The sequence below is a fragment of the Kangiella spongicola genome (genome assembly GCF_003194565.2).
GTDB lineage: Bacteria > Pseudomonadota > Gammaproteobacteria > Enterobacterales > Kangiellaceae > Kangiella > Kangiella spongicola.
This window is the reverse complement of the sequence record NZ_QICH01000003.1, coordinates 464833-488847: the sequence shown is the minus strand read 5'-3', so window position 1 is coordinate 488847 and position 24015 is coordinate 464833. Positions and strand designations below refer to the sequence as shown.

Genomic DNA, 24015 nt, shown 5'->3' with positions numbered 1-24015 from the left:
GAGTACTTAGTTCATGAGTGCCAACGATAAGAAAACTGCAAAACTGTACCGTATGTCGACGGATAAACACACTTGTCCTTTCGGATTAAAATCAAAAGATCTGTTGAAGCGTGAGGGTTTTGAGGTTGAGGACCATATTCTAGCGGATCGTGAACAAACCGATGCTTTTAAAGCTAAGCATGACGTAGAAACTACGCCGCAGACCTTTATTGGTGGTGAGCGCGTTGGTGGTTATGAAGATCTTCGCCGCCATTTGGGAAAGAAGGTGAAAGATCCGAATAAGAAAACTTATCGGCCAGTTATTGTTTTATTCATTATGGCTGCTTTGACGGCGTTAGCGATGAGTTTTGCGAGTTTAGGCGATGCATTTACGATTAAAACAGCTGAATGGTTTGTGAGCTTTGCTATGGTTTTACTGGCGATGTTGAAGCTACAAGACGTCGAAAAGTTCTCCACTATGTTCTTGAACTATGACTTACTGGCCAAGCGCTGGGTGCCTTATGGTTATATTTATCCCTTTGCTGAAGGGGGCGCTGGTGTCTTGATGGTGGCAGGCACCTTAACTTGGTTATCTGCACCAGTAGCCTTGTTTATTGGTACTATCGGTGCGGTGTCAGTGTTTAAGGCTGTTTATATCGACAAGCGCGAGTTGAAGTGTGCTTGTGTTGGTGGTGGTAATAATGTGCCGCTGGGTTTTATCTCCTTGACTGAAAACTTGATGATGATCGCCATGTCGATTTATATGGGCATTAAATACCTCGCTTAAAGTTCCATAAACCGTCGTTAACGCCATGTTTTTATGGGTGTTTACTGAGTCAATGTGTTGCAGGATAGTTCCTTTAAAATTACTATGTAGCACATTGATTTTGTTTTTGGTGGGGAATTATGAATTGGGGTGATATAGCGACCGCTGCGGTTACGCTGTTTTTAATTATGGATCCGTTGGGAAATGTACCGATTTTCAACGCGATCTTGTCAAATATTGAGCCAAAGCGCCGTTCTAAGATCGTCGCCAGAGAATTAGTCATTGCACTAGTTATCTTGTTAGGCTTTCTGTTCGCAGGTAATTCGATCTTATCATTTTTGGGTCTGACTCAATCATCGCTAAATATAGCCGGTGGTGTTCTCTTATTCATTATTTCACTGCGCATGATTTTCCCTGGCCGTCGAGGTTCTGTGGACGATGTGGAAGAAGAAGAGCCGTTTATCGTGCCTCTCGCCATGCCGATGATTGCTGGCCCTTCGACAATTGCGGTGCTTTTGCTCCTGAGTTCAAATCAGCCAGACCAAATTACCGAGTGGAGCATTGCATTATTCCTTTCATGGGTTGTAACCACTATTTTATTAGTGCTATCACCGAGAATCCTGAGTGTTATTGGGCAGAGAGGCTCGCGAGCTCTTGAACGCTTGATGGGTATGATATTGATTATTCTGTCAACCCAGATGTTGCTTAATGGAATTCGTGACTTCATACAGAGTTTATAGCTTCGTCATCATATGAGCATGTAAGCTCAGTTATTAATAGTGGTTTTGACAAGTATCTAAAACATTTAACAAGTGAGTGCTCATTGAAAATAGGACAGATCGCGATAACAGTGGCAAACGTAGAGTCGTCATTGGTTTTTTACCGAGATATTCTTGGATTAGAGTTTTTATTTGCACCAAGTGAAGAACTAGCTTTTCTTCAGTCTGAAGATATAAGGATTATGTTGAGCACACCTCAAGGTGTAGGTGAAGTAGGTAAGAATTCAATTTTGTACTTTAAAGTGAGCGATATCGAAGAGCGATATAAGCAATTAGTTGCTAAAGGTGCAAAAACCGAACGACAGCCTCAACTTGCAGCCCAAATGCCAGATCATGAGCTTTGGATCGGTTTTGTCAAAGATCCTGATGGCAACCTGGTTGGTCTCATGGAAGAAAAGCGTTAGCCTTGATAGCTACACGTTTGTACAAATATTAGCCAGGCATTTCGGATCATCAATAGCTTACCGCTATAAGGGCTATTATCTTAAAGGAGATCGGGAAATCACTGGTTACTTTTCAGGGCCTTTTGTGGAATAATCAGACTAATTTTTACATTCTTATAAACATTTCAGTCAGTAGGTATTTTTGATGGATGACAACAAAAAGAAGGCGCTCGGCGCTGCTTTAGGTCAAATCGAGCGTCAATTCGGTAAAGGTTCAATTATGCGTCTTGGCGACGGTTCTGCCGCCAGAGGTATTGAAGCTATTTCAACCGGTTCATTAGGTTTAGACATTGCGCTTGGTATTGGTGGTTTGCCAAAAGGGCGTATCGCTGAAATCTATGGTCCTGAGTCATCTGGTAAAACAACGTTGGCTTTACAGGCTATCGCAAGCTGCCAAGCTGCCGGCGGTACCGCTGCCTTTGTTGATGCGGAGCACGCATTAGATCCAATTTACGCTGAAAAGCTAGGCGTCAACTTAGACGACCTCATCGTTTCTCAGCCAGACACGGGTGAGCAAGCATTAGAAATTACCGATATGTTAGTGCGCTCTGGCGCGGTCGATATCTTGGTAGTTGACTCAGTTGCGGCTCTAACGCCTAAAGCTGAGATTGAAGGCGAGATGGGTGATTCACACATGGGTCTTCAAGCTCGTTTGATGTCACAAGCGTTGCGTAAGCTAACCGCTAACATCAAGCGCTCGAACACCTTGTGTATCTTCATTAACCAAATCCGTATGAAAATCGGTGTTATGTTTGGTTCGCCAGAAACGACTACTGGTGGTAACGCACTTAAGTTCTACGCATCAGTACGTCTAGATATTCGTAGAATTGGCCAAATCAAGCAGGGCGACGAGATTGTTGGTAACGAAACTCGCGTTAAGGTTGTTAAAAACAAAGTAGCGCCACCGTTCAAACAAGCAGAATTCCAAATCCTTTATGGTGAAGGTTCTTCTTTAGAAGGCGAGATTCTAGATTGGGGCGTAAAAGAAGGTTTAGTTGAAAAGTCGGGTGCTTGGTACTCGTACAACGGCAACAAGATTGGTCAGGGTAAACAGAACGTCATTAAGTTCTTAAAAGAAAACCTTGAAATCAAAGAAGAGATCGAAAGTACTTTACGTAGCAAGTTACTAGTAACGGCTAAACCGGCAGATGACGAAGAAGAAGCTCCTGAAGAGGCTTAATTCTTTAGTCGGTTTATCAATAACGGATTAATCTATGGGCTTTAAAAAGCCGCCACGCGACTATAAAATAATTGCGATGGATTTATTAGCACGCCGGGAACATTCCCGGCGTGAACTTATTGATAAATTAAAACTTCGAGAGTTTGAAGGCGAAGAGGTCGAAGAGTACTTAGATCGCTTAGCCGAACGAGGTCTGCAAAGCGACCAACGATTTGCTGAAAGCTTTATTAGACAACGTTCAACTAATGGTTATGGCCCTTTACGCGTTCGCCAAGAATTACGCAAAAAAGGGATTGAAGATTCGGCCATTAGTCACCATTTCGAAACAATGGGCATTGATTGGTTTCAAGTCGCCGTCAGCGCGTGGCGTAAAAAATACAATCAAGCACCGGGTTCAGACATGAAGCTCAGAGCAAAACAAACCCGATTCTTACAGTATCGAGGGTTTGATTTCGACATGATCAATCATGCAATTGAAACTGGTCCTTTATCGCAAAACGATGATTATAATTTTGACGATGACTTTGGTTTGTCTTAAAAAAATCATTGTTTAACAATGAATTAAACATGAATAGTAAAGTAAAAGGTTAATTAAAAGTGAGCACGACATCTAACCCAATGACGACAAACGACATACGCAAAACCTTTTTAGAGTTCTTCGAACAGAAGGGCCACAAAATAGTGGATAGTGCGCCATTAATTCCGGCCAACGATCCGACTTTATTATTCACTAACGCAGGAATGGTGCCATTTAAAGACTGCTTTTTAGGCATCGATAAGCGTTCTTATACACGCGCCACAAGCTCACAAACCTGCGTCCGTGCCGGTGGTAAACATAACGATTTAGAAAATGTCGGTTATACCGCGCGTCATCATACTTTCTTCGAAATGTTGGGTAATTTCAGCTTCGGCGATTACTTCAAAAAAGAAGCCATTGGCTATTGTTGGGAGCTTCTAACCGAAGTATTCGAGCTACCGAAGGAAAAGCTTTGGGTTACGGTTTACGCAGAAGACGATGAAGCTTATGACATCTGGGCTAAAGACATTGGTTTCCCAGAAGATCGCATTAGTCGTATTGGCGACAATAAAGGCGAACGTTATGCCTCAGATAACTTCTGGGCGATGGGCGACACGGGGCCATGTGGGCCTTGTTCTGAAGTATTCTACGATCACGGTGAGCATATCTGGGGTGGCCCTCCGGGAACGCCAGAAGAAGATGGCGATCGTTTTATCGAAATCTGGAACTTAGTTTTCATGCAATATAACCGTCACAAAGACGGCACTATGGAGCCATTACCGAAGCCATCTGTTGATACGGGCATGGGCTTAGAGCGTATTTCTGCAATATTACAAGGCGTTCACAGTAACTACGAAATCGACACGTTCCAATACCTAATTAAACAAGCCGCTGACTTACTAAAGGTTAAAGATTTAGACAATAAGTCGTTGCGTGTTATCGCTGACCATATCCGCTCGTGCAGTTTCTTAATCCTTGACGGCATAGTGCCAAGCAATGAAGGTCGCGGTTACGTGCTACGCCGTATTACCCGTCGTGCTATTCGTCACGGCCACCAACTTGGTGCCAAGGGAGAGTTCTTCTCAAAGCTGGTTCAAGCCTTGGTGGACACCATGGGCGATGCTTATCCTGCGCTCAAAGCACAGCAGTCTATTATTGAAGGCGTGTTAGCTAAAGAAGAGGCAGCTTTTGCTAAAACTTTAGATAAAGGTATGCAGATCTTAGAAGCTGATATGGCGAATGTTAAAGATAAGACTATTTCGGGTGAAACAGTCTTTAAACTTTACGATACCTACGGCTTCCCGCAGGATTTAACCGCGGATATTGCTCGTGAAAAAGACTTAGAGATTGACTGGGAAGGCTTCGAGAAAGCGATGGAAGAGCAGCGTCAGCGTGCGCGCGCATCGAGCAACTTTGGCGTGGATTACAACGACTCGCTGACACTCGAAGAAGTGTCTAAGTTCACAGGTTATGACTACTTAAGCCAACAGGTTAAAGTGATTAAATTACTTAAAGGCGACCAGGCCGTAGACACTCTGGAAGAAGGCGACAAGGGTATTGTCATCCTTGAGAAGACACCATTCTATGCAGAGTCTGGTGGTCAGGTTGGTGATAAAGGTTATTTATACGGCTGCGGTGCCAACTTTGTGGTCGAAGACACGCAGAATATTGGTGATGCCATCGCGCATATCGGCTATATGGATAAAGGTAGCATCAGCAGTGACTCTGAGTTAAATGCAAATGTGGATGGCGGTTTACGTCAAAGCACCATGAGGAACCACTCTGCGACGCACTTGCTTCATGCAGCACTTCGTGAGGTTTTAGGCTCGCACGTCCAACAGAAGGGCTCTTTGAATGATCCTGAGCGACTTCGCTTTGACTTCTCGAACCCTGAAGCGGTTTCACGAGAAGAATTAGCCACTGTCGAGCGCATGGTAAACGAAAAGATTTTTGAGAATCATCCAGTCGAAGCGGCAGTGATGTCGATGGATGAAGCTAAAGAGCAGGGTGCAATGGCGCTGTTTGGCGAGAAGTATGGTGATGAAGTTCGCGTACTTACCATGTCGCCGTTTTCAGTTGAGCTGTGTGGCGGTACTCACGTTAAACGCACTGGTGACATAGGTCCTTTTAAAATTGTTTCTGAGACAGGCATTGCGGCCGGTATTCGACGCATCGAAGCAATAACGGGTGAACGTGCTGTAGCTTGGATGCAGCAATCAGAAGAAAAGCTGCATAACTTAGGTAAGCTTTTAAAGAGTGAGCCTTCGCAGTCGGTCGAGAAAGTTGAGCAGCTGCTTGATAAGTCAAAGCAACTGGAAAAGCAGATTCAGCAATTACAGAGCAAGCTGGCGTCGAGTCAAGGCAGTGATTTAGCTTCAAACGCAGAAGATATCAATGGTGTGAAACTGTTGGTATCTAAACTCGAAGGAGTAGAGCCGAAAGCTCTGCGCGACTTGCAAGATCAGCTTAAGAATAAGCTCGGCTCTAGTATTGTGGTTCTGGGCATCGCTAGTGACGATAAAGTTAGCTTGATCGCTGGCGTGAGCAAAGACCTAACCTCTAAAGTTAGAGCTGGTGACCTGATTAAAATGGTCGCGGAGCAGGTTGGCGGCAAGGGCGGTGGACGTCCCGATATGGCCCAAGCGGGTGGTAAGGATGCGGACGCACTTCCAAGTGCGTTAAACTCAGTAAAACCATGGGTACTAGAGAAACTTTCTTAAGAAAGTGCGATATACTTATGAAATTGAACAGAGTATTCTTGTAACAGAAAGTATTTTTGTGACAGGAAACACAAAAGTATAGTTTTGGATACAATTTATTGTTAAAATCCGCGACTTCCGATGTAAGTGCCGGCTTTTTATACATGATGTTCATGTTAAATTTGTAGTTAGTATTTGTAGTTTGTAGATTAAATTTGTAGTTAGTAGATTAAATTTGTAGTTAGTAGATAGTTGAGAGCGACTTGGATATAGTCAGGAATGCTCTCCAGGATTGAGGAGATTGGAATGTTAATTTTAACGAGACGTGTCGGCGAAACGCTGATGATTGGTGATGAAATCACTGTTACTGTATTAGGTGTTAAAGGAAATCAGGTTCGCATTGGTATCAATGCACCGAAAGAAGTCGCTGTTCACCGTGAAGAAATCTATTTGCGAATCCAACATGAGAAGCAAATGGAGAATTATCAACCAAATCAACCAGGTAATAATTCAGACGACGATTATAATTATTAAAAAAAAAATGGATTGGAGTGTTGCAATTTATCCTGAATAAGGTAACATTCCGTCCGCGTCAACGGTGAGGTGGCCGAGCGGCTGAAGGCGCTCCCCTGCTAAGGGAGTATACCCTAATCCGGTATCGAGGGTTCGAATCCCTCCCTCACCGCCATTATTCTTTTTTTAGAGAAAGTTGGCGCTAAATTTTAAAACCTGCTTCTAGCAGGTTTTTTTATGCCTGTGTGAAATGTAAGGGGGGGGTGAGAATCCTCGGGTTCGAGCCGAGCAGCTTTAGCTGCGAGACAACATCGGAGCGAAGTGACGATGGCCCAAAGGGCAAGCGCGTAGCGCGCGTAATCCCTCCCTCACCGCCATTATTCTTTTTTTAGAGAAAGTTGGCGCTAAATTTTAAAACCTGCTTCTAGCAGGTTTTTTTATGCCTGTGTGAAATGTAAGGGGAGGGTGAGAAGCCTCGGGTTCGAGCCCAGCAACTTTTGCTTCGAGACAAGCGCCTTGAGCTAGGGGTTAACGATTTTCAGATGATTAATCGAAAAAAGCTTCAGCAGCCCTTATACCATTTTTTTATTCTACCGCTTTCTATATTTCAGAGGGCATAGACTAAGTCTCTAATTTTTTATCTTTTCTTCACAAATGACTCTTTATTATACGCATTAAACAATTTTGAAAGTGGCTTAACCGTGTATAACTAAATGATTTGCTTACACAAAGTTGATTGCAATTAAACCTTCTTTAGGTAATTATAATCGTACAAGCCTAGTCGCGGGGTTCGATGAAAAGTAACTGGAACATCAAAAATACATTTATTTTACTTTGTCTTTTATATGTCGCTATCTGTATCTATATTACTGAAATCTTAGTTGATGCAGTGACATCAGAGCGAAGTGAAGAAGCCAGGTCTGAGCTCTTAAATGAAGCCTCACTGGTGCGGGCTAATATTGAGTCCTCAATTTATTCTGACGTTTATATCGCTAATAGTTTGGCGACAGTTCTTACCGCCGACCAAACCTTGGGCGTTTCTAGATTCGGTTCTATAGCCAGCACCTTAAAATCGAAAGCAAATTACGTTAGAAATATTGCTGTCGCAAAGGACTATACTATTATTTTAGTCTACCCTTATGCCGGCAACGAAAAAGCGAAGGGGTTTGATTACAGAACGTCGCCGTCACAATTCCAAACAGTAGAGCAAGCTCGTGTTGAGCAGGAAGTTGTTTTAGCAGGTCCCTTACCTTTAGTTCAAGGTGGAAATGGGCTTATCGCGCGTTATCCAATTTTTACTGATTACCCAAGTAATGAAGACTACTGGGGGCTCATTAGTGTCGTTTTTGATGTTGACGAACTCTTCAAAGACTCAGGCCTTATCGAATTAAGTGAGCGTTATGATATTGCTATAAAAAGCTCAGCTATTATTAATGATGATGGTGGTTTGTTTTTTGGAGAACCCAGTTTTTTTGAGCAGCCAGATGTTGAATTCTCCTTCGATATTCTTGCGGGTACTTGGCGCTTAGCGGGGAAGTTAAAAGAAAGTAGTGATGCACCTTTATTAACCATACCGGTAGTTATCAGGATTGTTTGCTATCTGACGTCCCTTGCGCTCCTTATATCAGTTGTTTTGCTCTTTAGGGCATATAGAGTGGCTACAAAGATTTCTTATAGAGATGAATTAACAGGCTTAGCAAATAGACGCTATGCTATGGAGATTATTGAAAAATTCATCCATCGGAGAGACCAAGCCCGCTTTAGTTTAGTTTCTGTTGACTTGAACCGGTTTAAATATATTAATGATAATCATGGTCACGAAGCCGGTGACTATGTGTTGCAAGAAATATCGAAAACATTAGTCTCTTGTGTGAGAGGCTCTGATTTTGTCTTTAGGCTGGGAGGGGATGAGTTTTTGATACTTCTTGCAGGACAATACAAAACTGAAAATCTTGATAAAATTATAAAGAAGTTGAAAAACTCTATTGATAGTCGAGTGTTCCATTATAAAGGGCATGACTTAGATGTTAGTTTAAGTGCAGGTTATGCTCGGTTCCCAGCGGACTCAAAAGACTTAGATGAATTGTTAAGCATCTCTGATGTGGCCATGTTTGAAGATAAGAAAGGTCATCAGCGATAAAGAGTCTTTTGTTGTGTATTCTAGCTTAAGCACCAATGAATTTATAAGTTCAAAAAGCGCACTACACGTTCAATCTTTAAGCAACATCTGTATAAATAACAGCCACTTAGAAGTTTTTTTAATAAAATTGATAAAAAATTAAAAAAGGGCGTTGACATATCAGAGTCTGGTGGCATAATACGCCCCACTTATGAAGCGCGTGTAGCTCAGTTGGATAGAGTACCTGGCTACGAACCAGGCGGTCGGAGGTTCGAATCCTTCCACGCGCGCCATTATTCGAAAAAAAGGCTTCCAAGAAATTGGAAGCCTTTTTTTCGTTGTGTGATAGAAAAGACGAGCATCGCTGAGGAGGCTCGTGCGTGCAGCTTTGTCCTGCGACATCATTGGTTTGTTCTGTTAAGAGCCTGCATATGACTAAAGTGCTAGGAACAAAGAGATGCAGTTATACTACTCTAGAGTTTGCTTCTTTCAATTTTGTACTTCCCCAGTTGTGGTGTCATGCAGTGCTGTTATTAAAATTTTGTTTCTTGGCGTTTGCTGAGTTTGAAGCAAATTGATAGTACGTTCCTTCTTAACTATAGTTAAGAGACAAACATAGATACTGTTTGTGCTTTATAAACTTGGAACTACAGTAGGTTATTATATGGACCCCCTCAATTTTTATGACAAACTATATCAAAGCAAAGAGTTTTGTGAGCAGTTAGGTCGTATCCTTCTCGGCTTTAATAAGTTAGAGGTATTCCTAAAAGACTTTTTAAGAAGTAAGTCTTTTCAGGTATCAGAAATGGAAACTTTTGGGCAGCTAATCGGAAAACTAGAAGGTGGTAGGTTTTTGAGTGAGAGCGGGCAAATTCATTTTCAGCAACTACTTAGAGTAAGGAACTACTTAACACACAACTTCTATGCGGGCTTCTGTGGGCAACTTGATAACAAGAAGAAATTATTAGAATCTGATGATTTGAGTGATATGGACGCTGAGGTTTTCGAAAGTAAACTCAAACAGGAAGAAGAGAATATTGAAAGTTATATTGTAGCAGTTAAAAGAGCTCTATTTGATCCGGAAAATTCACTTAAGTTATTATAAATGAGAGATCATTTTTTTGGTCGTCATCCCGCGGCTTGACCGCGGGATCCAGTGACTTACAAATAGATTCTGGATTCCCCAGTTGAACTGGGGAATGACCGAGCTTAGTTACTCTTAGAGTAATTAACTAAACAACTTTGAGCTTGACATCAACACCACCACGGGTTGCGTTTGAATACGGGCAGACCTGGTGGGCTTTATTGACAAGGTCTTCGGCGTCAGCTTTATCCATGCCTGGAATTGAAACCTGTAACTCTACGTCAATGGCGAAGCCGCCGTCAGTAGGGCCGATACCAACAACACCCGTTACTGTTGTGTCTTCTGGCAACTTTACTTTTTGCTGACCAGCAACGTGCTGCATAGCGCCAATAAAGCAGGCTGAGTAGCCGGCAGCAAACATTTGCTCAGGGTTAGTTCCTTCGCCACCAGCGCCGCCGAGTTCTTTTGGCGTTGATAGTTTTACATCAAGCTTTCCATCATCAGATTTAGCTGAGCCTGCACGGCCGCCTGTCGCTGTGGCTTTTGCAGTGTAAGCAATTTCATTTGGCTTTTTCATCATTCGTTCTCCTTTTCCTATAGTGACGTCATATCAATAACGAATCGGTACTTCACGTCGGAGTCCATGACTCGCTTGTACGCTGTGTTAATATCTTTCATGTCTATCATTTCGACATCAGAGACGATGTCGTGTTCCGCACAGAAATCGAGCATCTCTTGTGTCTCGGCGATACCGCCAATAAGTGAGCCTGCGATTCGTTTACGACCTAGAATCAAACCTGCACCGTTTAAGTCCGGTAATGGGTTTAGTGCGCCGACAAGAACCATAGTGGCATCGCGTTTTAGCAGGCTTACATAAGGGTTTAAGTCATGAGAGACAGGGACAGTGTTTAAAATAAAATCAAAGCTACCAGCTTGTGCCTTCATTGCATCTTCGTCTTTAGAGATTAATACTTCACTTGCGCCAAGGCGCTTTGCATCTGCTCCTTTTTCAGGGGAGGTTGTAATCATAACTACTTCAGCGCCCATAGCATTAGCAAGCTTTACGCCCATGTGGCCTAGGCCGCCTAGTCCAACTACGCCGACCTTATCGCCTTTCTTAACGTTCCATTGGCGTAGAGGGGAGTAGGTCGTAATACCGGCGCAAAGCAATGGTGCAACAGCTTTCGTGTCTAGCTTTTCAGAAACAATAAGGACAAATTTTTGATCGACGACTATTAAGTTAGAGTAGCCACCATGAGTGCGACCACCTGAAATTGGGTCGTCGCTACCATAGGTCATGACTGCGCCTTTCTCACAGTATTGCTCTAAATCATCATCGCAAGCACTACAAGACTGACAGGAATCAACCATACAGCCAACGCCGACGAGCTGACCTTCTTTGAATTTTGAAACGTTCGAACCGACCTGAGTAACGCGGCCCACGATTTCGTGACCCGGTACCACTGGGTAAACGGTTCCACCCCAGTCATTGTGAGCGGTATGGATGTCGCTATGACAAACCCCGCAGTATTCGATTGCGATTTGTACGTCGTTCGCTTGGACATCGCGACGCTCGATTTCAATCGGCCCTAAATCGGAGTCTGCGGATTGTGCTGCGTATGCTGCTGTTTTCATTACTGCTCCTTATTGTTTGGAATACAGAGGTAAAAGATTTTTAGTGCTTTGAGGATAACCTTTACAGGGTGAATATGCTGTAAATGGCCACGCAACTTGACTAAATTTTAAATTTGTTGGGGTAGTTCAAAGTAGCAAGCTCTTTGCTATGTGGTCAAACTTTAAAGATTTAAACTTATTATGATTCAGTAGTATTTCGCTATGTTTCTGATTTAACAGTGATTTGTACAATAATCATCCAAAAAATGGCTCTGCTATTTTAGGTAGAGTTTGATAAACTAGGGGCCATAAGCGACTAAAGATAAATTCAATGGATTTCGCCAACTTTTTTCCCAACAACTTGCCACTCCTTGTGATTTTAGGGGTTATCCTAATTCTAGCAATAGTGCTGGTGGTTTTTGTTTTACGCCAGAATAAAGCGATTAGAGCAATAGCTGATACTCATACTGGCGCTCTCGACGCTATTAAAGCGCTAGAGCAAAAGCAGACCATGGCATTTGAGTATGCAAAGTCTGATTTGCACCGAATGACGGAGTTGAGCCAGCGTTCTTCTGAAAACTTTATTGAAAAGCTACAGGGCAACCAAATCAAACTTGGTGAATCATTCCAATCTTTCCAAAGCCAACTACAAAAAGATCTTTCAGGTTTTAAAGACAACCTACAAAAGGATATTTTTAAGCTCAAAGAGCAGATTGAACTCAACCAAAAGGAATCACAGGCGCAGCTTCATGAGCAGTTTAGACGTGGAATCAAAGATGTGCGTGAAGAACTGACACAAAACCTCAAACAGCATGGCGAGACTTTTGAAAAGAACATGAAGGGACTGACTCAGTCTACTGATGATCGATTGAAAGAGATCAGTGGCCAGGTTGAAAAACGTTTGGCTGATGGCTTTGAGAAAACTACCAAGACCTTCCAAGACGTGTTAAAGCGTTTAGCACTAATAGACGATGCTCAGAAGAAAATTACGGAACTATCGAGTAACGTAGTCAGTCTACAGGAAATACTGTCGGACAAACGTTCGCGCGGTGCTTTTGGTGAAGTGCAGTTGGAATCGTTAGTGTCTAACGTGATGCCGACCAGTCACTACAAATTCCAGCATACGTTTAACAATGGCAAGATCGTGGATTGCGCCTTGTTCTTACCAGAGCCGACTGGTGTGATAGGGGTAGATGCTAAATTCCCGCTAGAAAACTACCAGAAGATGGTGGACGTGGAATTGTCGAAGCCAGAGCGTGACGCCTCGCATCGAGCTTTTGTTCAGGATATTAAAAAACACGTTAAAGATATTGCTGGTAAGTACATTATTGATGGTGAAACCGCCACGGGCGCTGTGATGTTTATTCCAGCTGAGGCTGTGTTTGCGGAAATTCATGCGCATCACCCGGAGTTGGTAGAGTTTGCTCAGCAGAACAAAGTTTGGATGGTATCTCCAACCACAATGATGGCGCTTTTAACTACGGCAAGCGCGGTCTTAAAAGATGAAGCGACTCGTAAGCAGGTGCACATTATTCAGGAGCACTTAGGTAAGCTATCAGTTGAATTCGGTCGCTTTAAAGATCGCTGGGGCAAGCTTAATACGCATATTGATCGCCTGACTAAGAGTGCTAAAGACATAGATACGACTGCCGATAAGATCACACGCCGTTTTGATCAAATCGAGCAGGTCGAATTACAAGATGAAGATGATGACGATGATCCAATTGGTATTGGTCATCAATCTTAATAGATTAGGAATTATTGATGTTTAGAAATACTGTTATAGCTTTATTATTAAGTGTTTTTAGCTTGGCGCCTAAAGCCCAAGAGCCGTTATTGCTATCGCTTAAAGGCGACTTAACACAAGGTGGTTTAGTGATTGGTCAAGCTGTAAAAGGCTCTGAAGTGACCTTTGAAGACAAGCAATTAGAACTGACGCCTAATGGCTATTTTGTGTTCGGCTTTCATAGGGATATGCCTGAAACTGCAACCTTAACGGTGCAGAAAGACGATCAAAAAGAAGTCCAGAAACTGTTTGTACGCAAGCGTGACTATAATATTGAGCGTATCGATGGCTTGCCACCTTCAAAAGTGAACCCGATGAAGCCTGAGACCTTAAAGCGTATTCGTAAAGAGGGCGCTTTAGTGTCAAAGGCGCGCGCAAAAACTAGCAAAGACGAATTCTTTATGCAGGACTTTATCTGGCCTGCCAAAGGCCGCTTGAGTGGTTTTTACGGAAGCCAGCGCGTATTAAATGGCGAACCCAAGCGTCCACATTATGGTGTTGATGTTGCAGCACCAACTGGCACAGAAGTCGTAGCGCCAGCTGATGGTATCGTGCGCCTTGCTTATGATGATATGTTTTACTCAGGCGGTACCTTAATCGTTGATCACGGTTATGGCGTATCATCGACATTTATTCATTTGCACTCTATTGATGTGGAAGAAGGTCAGAAAGTTAAGCAGGGACAAAAGATTGCCACTATTGGGGCGACAGGTCGCGCCACAGGACCACATTTGGATTGGCGCATTAACTGGTTTGATTCGCGTTTAGATCCGCAGCTATTAGTTCCTCCATTCGAGCAAGATAATTAAGACAATTGGACCTATGAACACACAAGAATTTTGTAAGACTTTTAATTTATTGGACTTTGTCCGTGAACATTTAGACGGTCACCAGCCTTTCACTATGGCGCTTGAAGACTTCGTGGTGACTTTTCATGATGTCGGCATTTTAGAATTTAAGCCAAAAGCAGAGTCGCAACAATACTTAGTGCTATCGGCAGGTGTGCATGGTAACGAGACTGCTCCGATGGAAATAGTGTCAGATATGGTGCATGACTTGTTAAACGGCAAGCTTGACCTACGTTGTCACTTGCTGGTCTTAATCGGTCATCCAAAAGCCATGCTTGAGGAAAATCGTTTCATCGATTTTAACCTAAACCGTATGTTTAACGGCGAATGGAAAAAGTACTGGGAGCGACGCGACGAAATCTGTGAAGTTGAGCGCGCCAAGCGCTTGGAAGAGGCAGTTAAAGACTTCTTTTCGCAAAGTTGCGCTAATGACACGCGCACTCATTTGGACTTACATACCGCAATTCGCGCTTCTAAATACGAAAAGTTTGCCATTTACCCGTACCTAGATAGTCGTGAGCATAACCCAGCGGTATTCAATGTGATGCAAGACTGCGGTGTTAACACTATTTTGCTCTACCACAAACCCAGTACGGTATTTTCATACCATTCTAGTCATAACTTCAAAGCAGATAGCATTACCGTTGAACTGGGTAAAGTTAAACCTTTTGGTGAAAACAACCGCGAAGATTTTGCCGCCGCCGAGAAAACGCTCCGTCAGCTGGTCGAAGCAAGCTATAACTTTGACCATACCACACGCTATAAAGCGAATGGCCAGCGTTTGTTTAAGGTAAAACGTGAGTTATTACGTGTCAGCGATGATTCGCACCTAAATGTTGACGATGGTCTTGCTAACTTTTCAAGTTTCGAGAAAGGCTTTGAGCTTTTAAGCGATCCAGAAGAGCCGTATATCGTTGAGAACGATGGCGAAGCCATTGTATTCCCTAATAATAATGTACCTATTGGGCAACGTATGGCGTTGGTGGTAGAAGAGGTTTAGAGGCTTTATTTCTTAGCTCCACATAAACCCCATAAAAGTTAGCCTCTCAAGGCAAAATTATAGTGTGAATTGGGCAAGGAGAGCCCAATTCAGCAAAGACGAAACATGGATGTTTCGTTTTGCGACACGTTAAATCATTTTGTTTTGAGAGGGAAGCGCAAAGCGCCTAACTTTTGGGGCGAGTTTTTTGGTTCGTTTTTTGCTCGCCAAAAAATGAACGTATTAAGAATATATCAATATAGGTGATTATAAATCATTGCTATTGGTAACTTAGAGGCTTGACTAGAAGTACTGGATCCCGCGGTTAAACCGCGGGATGACAAAAAAACTAAAAAATCCTTCTCTCTATCCCTGTATCATTCATGATTTTTACCGCTAATTCTTCGACCGAGCGCGAAGTGGTGTTAATAAAGGGTATCTTTTCTTTTCTGTAAAGTGATTCAACTTCACGAGCTTCATACATACATTGCTGGAATGATGAGTATTTGCTGTCTGGACGACGGCCTGTGCGAATTTCATGCAGTCGCATAGGGTCGATGCTGAGGCCATAAAGCTTATGTTTATTTTTGGCTAACCCTTCGTTTAATTTAATATTGGGTAGGTCTTCGTCGGTGAAGGGGTAGTTGGCGGCGAAAATGCCGAATTGCATCGCTAAATAAAGCGACGTTGGTGTTTTACCACAGCGCGATGGGCCAACAAGGATGATATCCGCTTTGTCGTATTGCTTGGTGGTTGCTCCATCGTCGTTATTTAGCGCAAAGTTCACCGCGCTCATACGGGTATCATAGGCTTGCAAGTCGTCTGTCGAGTGCGATTTACCAACACTAAATGAGCTTTTTACTCCTAGCTCTTTTTCTAGAGGGCCAATGTAAGTATGGAAAAAGTCGAGCAGGATTGCTTCTGAACCGAGAATAATTTGACGAATCTCAGGGCGTACAATTGTTTCGAAAACCAAAGGCGCAACACCGTCTCGAATGGCGGTTTGATTGATTCTGGCGACTGCCGCTAGGGCTTTATCTTCATCGTCTACGAAGGGGATGGTGTGGTACATAAATTCCACATCATCTTCGAACTGTGCGGTCAAGGACTGCCCTAATAGCTCTGCGGTAATACCTGTTCGATCTGAAATAAAGAAGACTGTACGTTTCATATTTGTGCAATAACCAGTAAAATGGCGACCTTTAATGACCAATGAGTGTGTGAATTTAAGCATTTACGCCTGTTTTCAGCAAGTAGCCGCTGGGATAGAGGGCGATTTTCTTTAATTTGCAGACCACAACGGGAGAAATACTTTGGATAAGTACGTACTTTGGTATGAAGAGTTAGGCATGGGCGACGTCGAGCGCGTTGGTGGTAAAAACGCGTCTTTAGGCGAGATGATTAGTAACCTAAGCAATATGGGTGTTAGTGTACCTGGCGGCTTCGCCACTACAGCTGATGCTTTTAGAGCTTTCCTTGAGCAAAGCGGCCTAAACGAAAAGATTAATAACGAGCTAGATGGTTTAGACGTTGATGACGTTGAAAAACTGGCTGAAGTTGGTGCGAAGATTCGTGGCTGGATCATGGATACGCCGTTTATCCCAGAAATGGAAATGGCCATCACCGACGCTTATAACAAACTAAAAGGCGATTCGAACGAAGAATTTGCTGTTGCTGTACGCTCTTCAGCTACTGCTGAAGACCTACCTGACGCTTCTTTCGCGGGTCAACAAGAAACGTTCCTAAACGTTCGCGGTTTAGACAATGTGATGAAGGCGCTGAAAGAAGTATTTGCGTCTTTATTTAATGACCGCGCGATTTCGTACCGCGTCCACCAAGGTTTTGAGCACAAGTTAGTGGCTTTGTCTGCCGGCGTTCAGAAAATGGTACGCAGTGACATCGCTTCTAGCGGTGTTATGTTCACTATGGATACGGAGTCTGGTTTTGAAGACGTTGTCTTCATCACAGGAGCTTACGGTCTTGGTGAAACAGTGGTGCAAGGTGCTGTAAACCCTGATGAATTCTATGTTTATAAACCGACCTTAGAGCAGGGACGTCAAGCTATCGTGCGTAAAACATTGGGCGGAAAAGCCATCAAGATGGTTTATACCGATAACAATGAGCATGATAAGAGCATTGAAACGGTTAGCGTTGAGCACAACGAGCGCATGAATTTCTGTATTAACAACGCAGAAGTACAAGAGTTAGCTAAACAAGCCATGATCATCGAGAAGCACTATAAGCGTCCAATGGACATCGAGTGGGCTAAAGATGGTGCGGATGGCAAGTTATATATTGTTCAGGCTCGTCCTGAAACCGTTAAAAGCCGCGCCGATAAAAACGTTATCGAGCGTTATCAGTTAAAGAATAAGTCTGAGCTTGTAGCGACAGGTCGCGCAATCGGCCAGCGTATCGGTAAAGGTAAAGCGCGTGTTGTAAATTCGATTGATGACATGAAAAGCGTGCAAAAAGGTGACGTTCTAGTAACGGATATGACGGATCCAGATTGGGAGCCAGTCATGAAACGCGCAGCAGCTATCGTCACTAACCGTGGTGGCCGTACTTGTCACGCAGCAATTATTGCGCGTGAGCTGGGTATTCCAGCTGTTGTGGGATGTGGTGATGCTACTGATCGCATTAAAGACGGTGTAGAAGTGACTGTCAGTTGTTCAGAAGGCGATACGGGTAATATCTATCAAGGTTTGCTAGATTTTGAAGTCAACAAAAGCTCGGTAAAAGATATGCCTGAGCTTCCGTTCAAAATCATGATGAACGTGGGCAACCCAGATCGTGCTTTCGATTTTGGTCAGTTACCAAACGCAGGCGTGGGTTTAGCGCGTTTAGAATTCATTATTAATCGCATGATTGGTGTGCACCCGAAAGCGTTGTTGAATTATGACAAGCTTGAAGATGATAACCTAAAAAAGACGATTGCGATGCAAATGTCTGGTTACGCTAATCCGAAAGAGTTTTATATCAGTAAGCTCGTCGAAGGTATTTCGACCATTGCTTGTGCTTTTGCACCAGAGAAAGTGATTGTTCGTATGTCTGACTTTAAGTCGAATGAATATGCAAACTTGATTGGTGGTAGTCTTTACGAGCCTCACGAAGAGAACCCAATGATTGGTTTCCGTGGTGCCGCGCGTTATATTTCTGAAGATTTCCGTGACTGCTTTGAGCTAGAGTGTGAAGCAATTAAGCGTGTTCGCAACAAAATGGGCTTCAATAACGTTGAAATCATGATCCCATTCGTGCGTACTCTAGGTGAAGCGAAACGCGTCATTGAGCTGCTTGAAGAAAACGGTCTTAAGCGTGGTGACAATGGTTTACGCGTTATTATGATGTGTGAACTTCCTTCTAACGCGGTGCTTGCGCAAGAGTTCTTGAAGTACTTCGATGGTTTCTCTATCGGCTCTAACGATTTAACACAGCTTTCATTAGGCTTAGATCGTGACTCGGGGATTATTTCGCACTTGTTTGATGAGCGTGACCCAACGGTGAAAGTATTGTTAGCCAACGCTATCAAGGCGTGTAAGAAAGCGAATAAGTATATCGGTATTTGTGGTCAAGGGCCTTCTGATCACCCTGATTTCGCAAAATGGCTTATGGAGCAGGGCATCGACAGTGTTTCATTGAATCCGGATACTGTCTTAGAAACCTGGCTCTTCTTAGGTCAAAAACAGTAATCAATTAAAGCGGTGTTAAATACACCGCTTTTTTTATTCCCTAAACTTTAGCTTCTATGGAGTTAATACCCAGTCTAGAGTTTTACATTTTATTAACTATTTCTCATTCAAATTCCATCTAATGCTTCTATAATTAGCGCTTGGAACATCAATTCCCTAATTCACACTTTAAGGAATTTTACTTTGTGATTATGTAACCGCGTGGCATACTTACAGGCGTGTTACAGGAAAAATCTAAACAAATGAGGAGGTTAGCCCGATGAAAAAATTAGCTATCGCACTTTTGGCTTCGACTTTAATGGTTGCATGTAGTGATGAGAGTCAAGAAGACGTTAAAGAAGAAACCAATGAAGCAGTTGAGTCGGTTAAAGATGCAAGCAGTGAAGCTTGGGAAGAGACGAAAGAAGCCACTGCAACTGCAGTTGATAAAACTAAAGAGTTAGCGTCTGACGCTGCTGATGCTACAGAAGAAGCTGCGCAGGACGTCAAAGAAGCAACAGTTGATGCTTATGACGCAACTAAAGAAGAAGCTCAGGAGTTACTTGATGATGCTGAGCAATCTTTAGAAGAAGCAAAAGCCGAATCTGAAGCAGCACTTGCCGATGCGGAAAAAGAGCTTGAAGAAGCTAAGCAAGAGCTTGAAGAAAAAGTCGAAGACGATCAATAATCGTTAACTGAGGTAACTCGGAAGCCACTTGTTAACCCAAGTGGCTTTTTTTATGTCTGAGTCGGGTGAATTATTATGGGGATTAGAATTCGTTTAGCAGAAGTTGAAGAGGTATTCCCTCTGAGAAACGAGGTGTTAAGGCCTGGACAACCAATCTCATCCTGCCACTATCTAGAAGATGACTTTGATGGCGTATTCCATCTAGTAGCCGAGAAAGATGGAGAAATTGTTGGTATTGCATCATTTTACCCTGAGAAATGTGCTGGCGTAGAGTCTGAACTTAGTTACAGGCTGAGGGGGATGGCTACAGCCACATCGGTTCGTGGGCAAGGTTTTGGACGTATTTTGTTGCAAGAGGGTATAAATCAATGCCGTCAGCGTGGAGCTCAAATATTATGGTGTAACGCACGAACTAGTGCCGTACCATTTTATCGTAAGCTCAATTTTGATATAAAAGGAGAAGAGTTTATGATTGATGGTATCGGACCACACTTTGTGATGTTATACCGATATGCATCGTAACAAGACTAATATTTAAAATAAGAACTAGGAAATATATACATGAGTCAGTCGTTGGATACACCGTTACAATTAGAAAATACCTTAGCTGCCTTTTATCGTTGGGAAAAAGCGAAGTCTGAGCAAGCTTTTTTGCGTCAGCCGTATGGAAATGACTGGCAAGAATACAGCTGGAAAGAAGTAGGGCAGCAGGTACGCAAAATGGCGACTTACCTTAAGCGGGAACTGCCTGCTAATAGTAAGGTTGCCATCTTCTCCTACAATTGTGCCCACTGGGTAATGGCTGACTTAGCGATTATGTTGGCGGGGCACGTTAGTGTGCCTATTTACCCAAGCGCGGGCTCTGATACGGTTACGACGATTCTTGAGCATAGCGAATCAAAGCTTGTGTTTGTCGGCAAACTTCCTGACTGGGGTAAAAAGTCTGACGCCATACCAGAGGGCATCAAAGTGTTGGGCTGTCATCAAGAACATGAAGGCCTAAAGGACTGGAATGAAATTATTGCTTCAGAAGAGCCATACCCAGACTCACCTGTCCCTAGCTTTGATGAATTAGCGACGATTGTTTATACCTCAGGCACAACCGGTATACCCAAGGGTGTCTTAATCAACCATCGTGTTTTATCTAACGGTGCGGCAGCAGCAGCGGCTTTTATTGATTTAGAAGAAGAGCGTTGTTTTTCATATTTACCATTAGCGCACTGCGCAGAAAGAGAGCTTACAGAAATTATTAGTATCCACACTGGTAGTTGTATCTCTTTCACCGAGTCTCTCGATCGATTCCAAGACAACATTCAGTGTGTAAGGCCTACGATTTTCTTTGGTGTACCGCGAATTTGGTTAAAGTTTCAACAAGGCATTGAAGAGAAGGTGGGCAAAACTAAACTTAAGGTTTTACTTAAGATACCATTTGTTAACCGATTGATAAAAAAGAAAATTTTGACTGGTCTTGGACTCGACAAAGCTAAAATTTGCTTATCAGGTGCGGCAGCCTTGCCTAGTGCCACTTCTAAGTTTTTTAAATCTATAGGGCTGCCTATTTGTGAAGCCTATGGGCTCACTGAAACTATGGCATTCTCTCACGCATCGTCGCCTGAGTATTGGAAATTAGGTTCGGTTGGCGTCGCTATGCCAACTGCTGAGGCTAAGATTGCAGAGTCCGGCGAAGTGTTGCTTCGTAGTCCCTGCTTGATGCAAGGCTATTACAAAGAGCCGCTTAAAACCCAAGAAGTGATAGACGTGGAAGGCTTTTTCCATACGGGGGATCTGGGTCGAATTGATGAGGATGGTTTCTTATTCATTACTGGCCGTGTGAAAGATATCTTTAAGACCTCTAAGGGTAAATACGTCACTCCAGTCCCAATCGAGGCAACCTTGGAGCCTGAGCTAGGTGTTGAGCACTTGTGTGTGATAGGAGATGGATTACCAGCACCAATTGCTGTGGCATCGGTTTACAATAAGGAATTTCAGGACAAAGAGGGCTACCGTGCCGAAGCGGAGCAGTTACTGTTAAAGGTTAATAATAACTTAGAAGCCCATGAAAAGCTGGCGAAGTTAATATTGGTTAACGAGGAGTGGAGTCCTGAAAATGGCTTGATTACGCCAACATTAAAAATTCGTCGACAAAGTATAGAAGCTCATTACAAGCCAAAACTGGATAAATACATGAAGTCAGAGAGTATGGTGGTTTGGGGCTAGGAAAGTGTGAGCTAATTGGCTGAAAACCCTTGAAAGTTAACAGTATTTTACGTTCATTTTCTTAATTCTAAAGTTCGATATGGCATACTAGAGATGGTCAATAATCAACTTGATTAAGGAGAAATGACATGGGTATTTTAACTTGGATTGTAGTTGGCTTAGTAGCAGGAGCGCTAGCAAAACTTATTATGCCAGGGCCTGACGGTGGCGGTTGGATTCTAACAATCGTGCTCGGCATTGTCGGTGCATTTGTTGGTGGCTTTGTCGGTGGCTTACTAGGCTTAGGTGGTGAAGCTACAGGCTTTAACATTCCTACTCTGTTAACCGCTACTGGTGGCGCGATTATTATCTTGCTACTCTACAGAACTTTCAGAAAGCCATAATCTCAATGACCATTCCTCGGTTCATCTTTTATTCAGTTGAATCGCAGTAAACTGTCTCCTGAAACTAGCCACCGCTTATAAGAAGCTTGGATTGGCATCAGGAGACAGATTATGAAAATTACAAAACCTCTTATTCTTTCGACTTTAGCGTTCACAGCGCTTTTATTACCTTTAACTGTTAGTGCGGATCACCGTGACTACAGACACTCCCATTACGATGATCGACACAGCTACCGTTATGTTAAAGCTAAGGTAGTTGACGTTGAGCCTATTTTTGAAAGAGGCCGTCGTTACCAGGAGCCAATCAGAACTTGTTATTCAGAAAGATCGCGTTATGATGCAAATGACCGTCGTGGAAAAGCTTTATTAGGAAGCGTCATCGGCGGAGTTATCGGCTATCAAGTCGGTGATAAACCTCGCCATAAGCGCATTGGTGCTGTAGTGGGGGCGGTGATTGGTGCTTCTGTAGCAAAAAACAGTTCACGTGACAGAGATGTTCACTGCGAGACTCGTTACGAAACACGCTATGAAGATCGCCGTTTAGTCGGTTATGATGTGGAATATAAGTATAAAGGTCGATATTACAACACCTTTACTGAATATCGACCAGGCCGCTGGATTGAAGTTCCTCGACCAAGAAAGCATCGCCGTTAAGATCACATTTAATAGTAGCAACTAATAGTAATAACCTGTAAGAGATTTGAATGATCAAGAAAACTACTCTTCTAGCTTTGTTGGTGGCAACCGTTTTATTCGCACCTAACTCGCACGGTGCAACAAAGCAAAAGCTGTTGCCAACTCCCGAGCTTCGAGAAAAATCAGCCTGCACACCTATTGGTAAAGGAGCAGCTATGAGTATCGCTGCACGCAGAGCAGATGGCAAAGTCTTATCAGCTAGCCTCAATATGCGTGCGCGACCTCCTGTATATCGCGTCAAAATTCTAACTAAGTCAGGTCGAGTTCGTCATATCTACGTGAATGCTTGTACTGGACGATGATTATTGTGAGTTGTTGTTTAAGGCAATAACGTAAAATTTTATTTAGGGGTTAATAACAATGAAAATACTCTTGATGGAAGATGACGATGCTTTGCGTCAACAGCTAATAACTGCTTTAGAGAAACAAAGCTACGTTGTTGAGCAGGCCCCTAATGGAGAAGAGGGTTTGTATCTTGGCCGTGAATTTTCCTTTGACTTAGGCATTTTTGATTTAGGCTTGCCAGATATTTCTGGTATTGAGGTTATTGAAACTTTACGAGCCGAAGATGTCGACTTTCCGGTATTAATTTTAACCGCACGCGGTCACTGGCAAGACAAAGTCGATGGGTTAGCTGCTGGTGCTGATGATTATTTGGTTAAACCCTTCCAAATTGAAGAGTTACTGGCTCGAGTGAATGCTTTATTAAGGCGGGCTTCGGGTTATGCTAAACCTGAAATTGAGAAAGGGCCTATTAGTCTTAATAGCCTTAAACAAGAAGTTAAAGTTCATGGCGAAACCATGGACTTAACGGCTTATGAGTACAAGGTTCTTGAATACTTAATGCTGAATCCCGACAAGGTAGTTTCGAAAACTGAATTGACTGAGCATCTCTATGCGCAGGACTATGATCGTGATTCAAACGTACTCGAAGTGTTTGTTGGGCGATTGCGTAAGAAAATAGATCCTGACGGAAGCATGAAGCCGATTGAAACCCTAAGAGGCCGTGGCTATCGCTTAAACAGTGATTTGGATAAGTCATAAATAATTGTTAGGAAAT

Annotated in this window: 23 protein-coding genes, 2 tRNA genes and 1 other RNA gene; 23 read left to right on the top strand and 3 right to left on the bottom strand. The window is 43.1% G+C overall.

The features are described 5' to 3' along the window. Positions 1 to 13 precede the first annotated feature (13 nt). From DL796_RS11045 to DL796_RS10990, 12 genes are all read left to right on the top strand, one after another. Entirely contained in the window at positions 14 to 766 is a 753-nt protein-coding gene (locus tag DL796_RS11045) for a glutaredoxin family protein (RefSeq protein ID WP_110201750.1), read from the top strand. A 119-nt stretch (positions 767 to 885) separates the two neighbouring features. After that, a complete protein-coding gene (locus tag DL796_RS11040; RefSeq protein WP_110201749.1) occupies positions 886 to 1485 on the top strand; it encodes a YhgN family NAAT transporter in 600 nt (199 codons plus the stop codon). A gap of 83 nt (positions 1486 to 1568) precedes the next feature. After that, the gene (locus tag DL796_RS11035; protein WP_227593065.1) at positions 1569 to 1928 is read left to right on the top strand and encodes a VOC family protein; all 360 of its coding nucleotides are present in this window, start codon (positions 1569 to 1571) and stop codon (positions 1926 to 1928) included. 184 nt (positions 1929 to 2112) lie between these two features. Further along, the gene (gene recA / locus DL796_RS11030; protein ID WP_110201747.1) at positions 2113 to 3147 is read left to right on the top strand and encodes a recombinase RecA; all 1035 of its coding nucleotides are present in this window, start codon (positions 2113 to 2115) and stop codon (positions 3145 to 3147) included. A 34-nt stretch (positions 3148 to 3181) separates the two neighbouring features. Next, positions 3182 to 3685 (top strand): recombination regulator RecX, encoded by a 504-nt coding sequence (gene recX, locus DL796_RS11025; RefSeq protein WP_110201746.1) that lies wholly within the window; start codon positions 3182 to 3184, stop codon positions 3683 to 3685. A gap of 80 nt (positions 3686 to 3765) precedes the next feature. Further along, complete coding sequence (gene alaS / locus DL796_RS11020; RefSeq protein ID WP_110201745.1) at positions 3766 to 6384, top strand: alanine--tRNA ligase; 2619 nt, start codon at positions 3766 to 3768, stop codon at positions 6382 to 6384. Positions 6385 to 6669: 285 nt separating this feature from the next. Next, positions 6670 to 6897: a carbon storage regulator CsrA gene (gene csrA, locus DL796_RS11015; protein WP_046561223.1), complete on the top strand. Its 228-nt coding sequence runs from the start codon at positions 6670 to 6672 to the stop codon at positions 6895 to 6897. Positions 6898 to 6960: 63 nt separating this feature from the next. Further along, positions 6961 to 7051: transfer RNA gene (locus DL796_RS11010), tRNA-Ser, on the top strand. 67 nt (positions 7052 to 7118) lie between these two features. After that, positions 7119 to 7253, top strand: a non-coding RNA gene (locus DL796_RS11005) — RtT sRNA. A 416-nt stretch (positions 7254 to 7669) separates the two neighbouring features. Then, entirely contained in the window at positions 7670 to 9016 is a 1347-nt protein-coding gene (locus tag DL796_RS11000; RefSeq protein WP_110201744.1) for a diguanylate cyclase domain-containing protein, read from the top strand. 195 nt (positions 9017 to 9211) lie between these two features. Then, a tRNA-Arg gene (locus DL796_RS10995) sits at positions 9212 to 9288 on the top strand. Between the two features lie 335 nt (positions 9289 to 9623). Continuing rightward, entirely contained in the window at positions 9624 to 10100 is a 477-nt protein-coding gene (locus tag DL796_RS10990) for a hypothetical protein (protein ID WP_196598002.1), read from the top strand. Between the two features lie 127 nt (positions 10101 to 10227). Here the strand turns inward: DL796_RS10990 and DL796_RS10985 are convergent, their stop codons facing one another. Then, the gene (locus tag DL796_RS10985) at positions 10228 to 10656 is read right to left on the bottom strand and encodes an organic hydroperoxide resistance protein (RefSeq protein WP_110201828.1); all 429 of its coding nucleotides are present in this window, start codon (positions 10654 to 10656) and stop codon (positions 10228 to 10230) included. Between the two features lie 17 nt (positions 10657 to 10673). After that, complete coding sequence (locus DL796_RS10980) at positions 10674 to 11714, bottom strand: NAD(P)-dependent alcohol dehydrogenase (protein WP_110201742.1); 1041 nt, start codon at positions 11712 to 11714, stop codon at positions 10674 to 10676. A gap of 310 nt (positions 11715 to 12024) precedes the next feature. Between DL796_RS10980 and DL796_RS10975 the strand changes: the two genes are divergently transcribed. From DL796_RS10975 to astE, 3 genes are read left to right on the top strand one after another with little or no spacing between them, the layout of a single operon-like run. After that, on the top strand, positions 12025 to 13440 hold the full coding sequence (locus DL796_RS10975) for a DNA recombination protein RmuC (RefSeq protein WP_110201741.1): 1416 nt from the start codon (positions 12025 to 12027) through the stop codon (positions 13438 to 13440). 17 nt (positions 13441 to 13457) lie between these two features. Continuing rightward, the gene (locus tag DL796_RS10970) at positions 13458 to 14288 is read left to right on the top strand and encodes a M23 family metallopeptidase (RefSeq protein WP_110201740.1); all 831 of its coding nucleotides are present in this window, start codon (positions 13458 to 13460) and stop codon (positions 14286 to 14288) included. A 13-nt stretch (positions 14289 to 14301) separates the two neighbouring features. Continuing rightward, positions 14302 to 15327 carry a succinylglutamate desuccinylase gene (gene astE / locus DL796_RS10965; protein WP_110201739.1) on the top strand — a complete coding sequence of 342 codons (1026 nt, stop codon included), beginning with the start codon at positions 14302 to 14304 and terminating at the stop codon, positions 15325 to 15327. A gap of 328 nt (positions 15328 to 15655) precedes the next feature. On the opposite strand, the gene ppsR is transcribed toward astE, so the two are convergent. Further along, on the bottom strand, positions 15656 to 16477 hold the full coding sequence (gene ppsR / locus DL796_RS10960; RefSeq protein ID WP_110201827.1) for a posphoenolpyruvate synthetase regulatory kinase/phosphorylase PpsR: 822 nt from the start codon (positions 16475 to 16477) through the stop codon (positions 15656 to 15658). A 142-nt stretch (positions 16478 to 16619) separates the two neighbouring features. On the opposite strand from ppsR, the gene ppsA reads away from it, so the two are divergent. From ppsA to DL796_RS10920, 8 genes are all read left to right on the top strand, one after another. Next, a complete protein-coding gene (ppsA, locus tag DL796_RS10955) occupies positions 16620 to 18992 on the top strand; it encodes a phosphoenolpyruvate synthase (RefSeq protein WP_110201738.1) in 2373 nt (790 codons plus the stop codon). A gap of 259 nt (positions 18993 to 19251) precedes the next feature. Then, positions 19252 to 19659, top strand: a complete 408-nt coding sequence (locus tag DL796_RS10950) for a hypothetical protein (protein ID WP_110201737.1) — start codon at positions 19252 to 19254, stop codon at positions 19657 to 19659. Positions 19660 to 19734: 75 nt separating this feature from the next. Further along, positions 19735 to 20181 carry a GNAT family N-acetyltransferase gene (locus tag DL796_RS10945; protein ID WP_110201736.1) on the top strand — a complete coding sequence of 149 codons (447 nt, stop codon included), beginning with the start codon at positions 19735 to 19737 and terminating at the stop codon, positions 20179 to 20181. Between the two features lie 39 nt (positions 20182 to 20220). Beyond that, positions 20221 to 21876, top strand: a complete 1656-nt coding sequence (locus DL796_RS10940) for an AMP-binding protein (RefSeq protein WP_110201735.1) — start codon at positions 20221 to 20223, stop codon at positions 21874 to 21876. 128 nt (positions 21877 to 22004) lie between these two features. Continuing rightward, positions 22005 to 22259, top strand: coding sequence for a GlsB/YeaQ/YmgE family stress response membrane protein (locus DL796_RS10935; RefSeq protein ID WP_110201734.1), 255 nt, complete (start codon positions 22005 to 22007; stop codon positions 22257 to 22259). Positions 22260 to 22370: 111 nt separating this feature from the next. Then, entirely contained in the window at positions 22371 to 22913 is a 543-nt protein-coding gene (locus tag DL796_RS10930; RefSeq protein ID WP_110201733.1) for a glycine zipper 2TM domain-containing protein, read from the top strand. 50 nt (positions 22914 to 22963) lie between these two features. Continuing rightward, positions 22964 to 23257, top strand: coding sequence for a PepSY domain-containing protein (locus tag DL796_RS10925; RefSeq protein WP_110201732.1), 294 nt, complete (start codon positions 22964 to 22966; stop codon positions 23255 to 23257). Between the two features lie 58 nt (positions 23258 to 23315). Further along, a complete protein-coding gene (locus DL796_RS10920) occupies positions 23316 to 23999 on the top strand; it encodes a response regulator transcription factor (protein ID WP_110201731.1) in 684 nt (227 codons plus the stop codon). Positions 24000 to 24015: the final 16 nt, after the last annotated feature.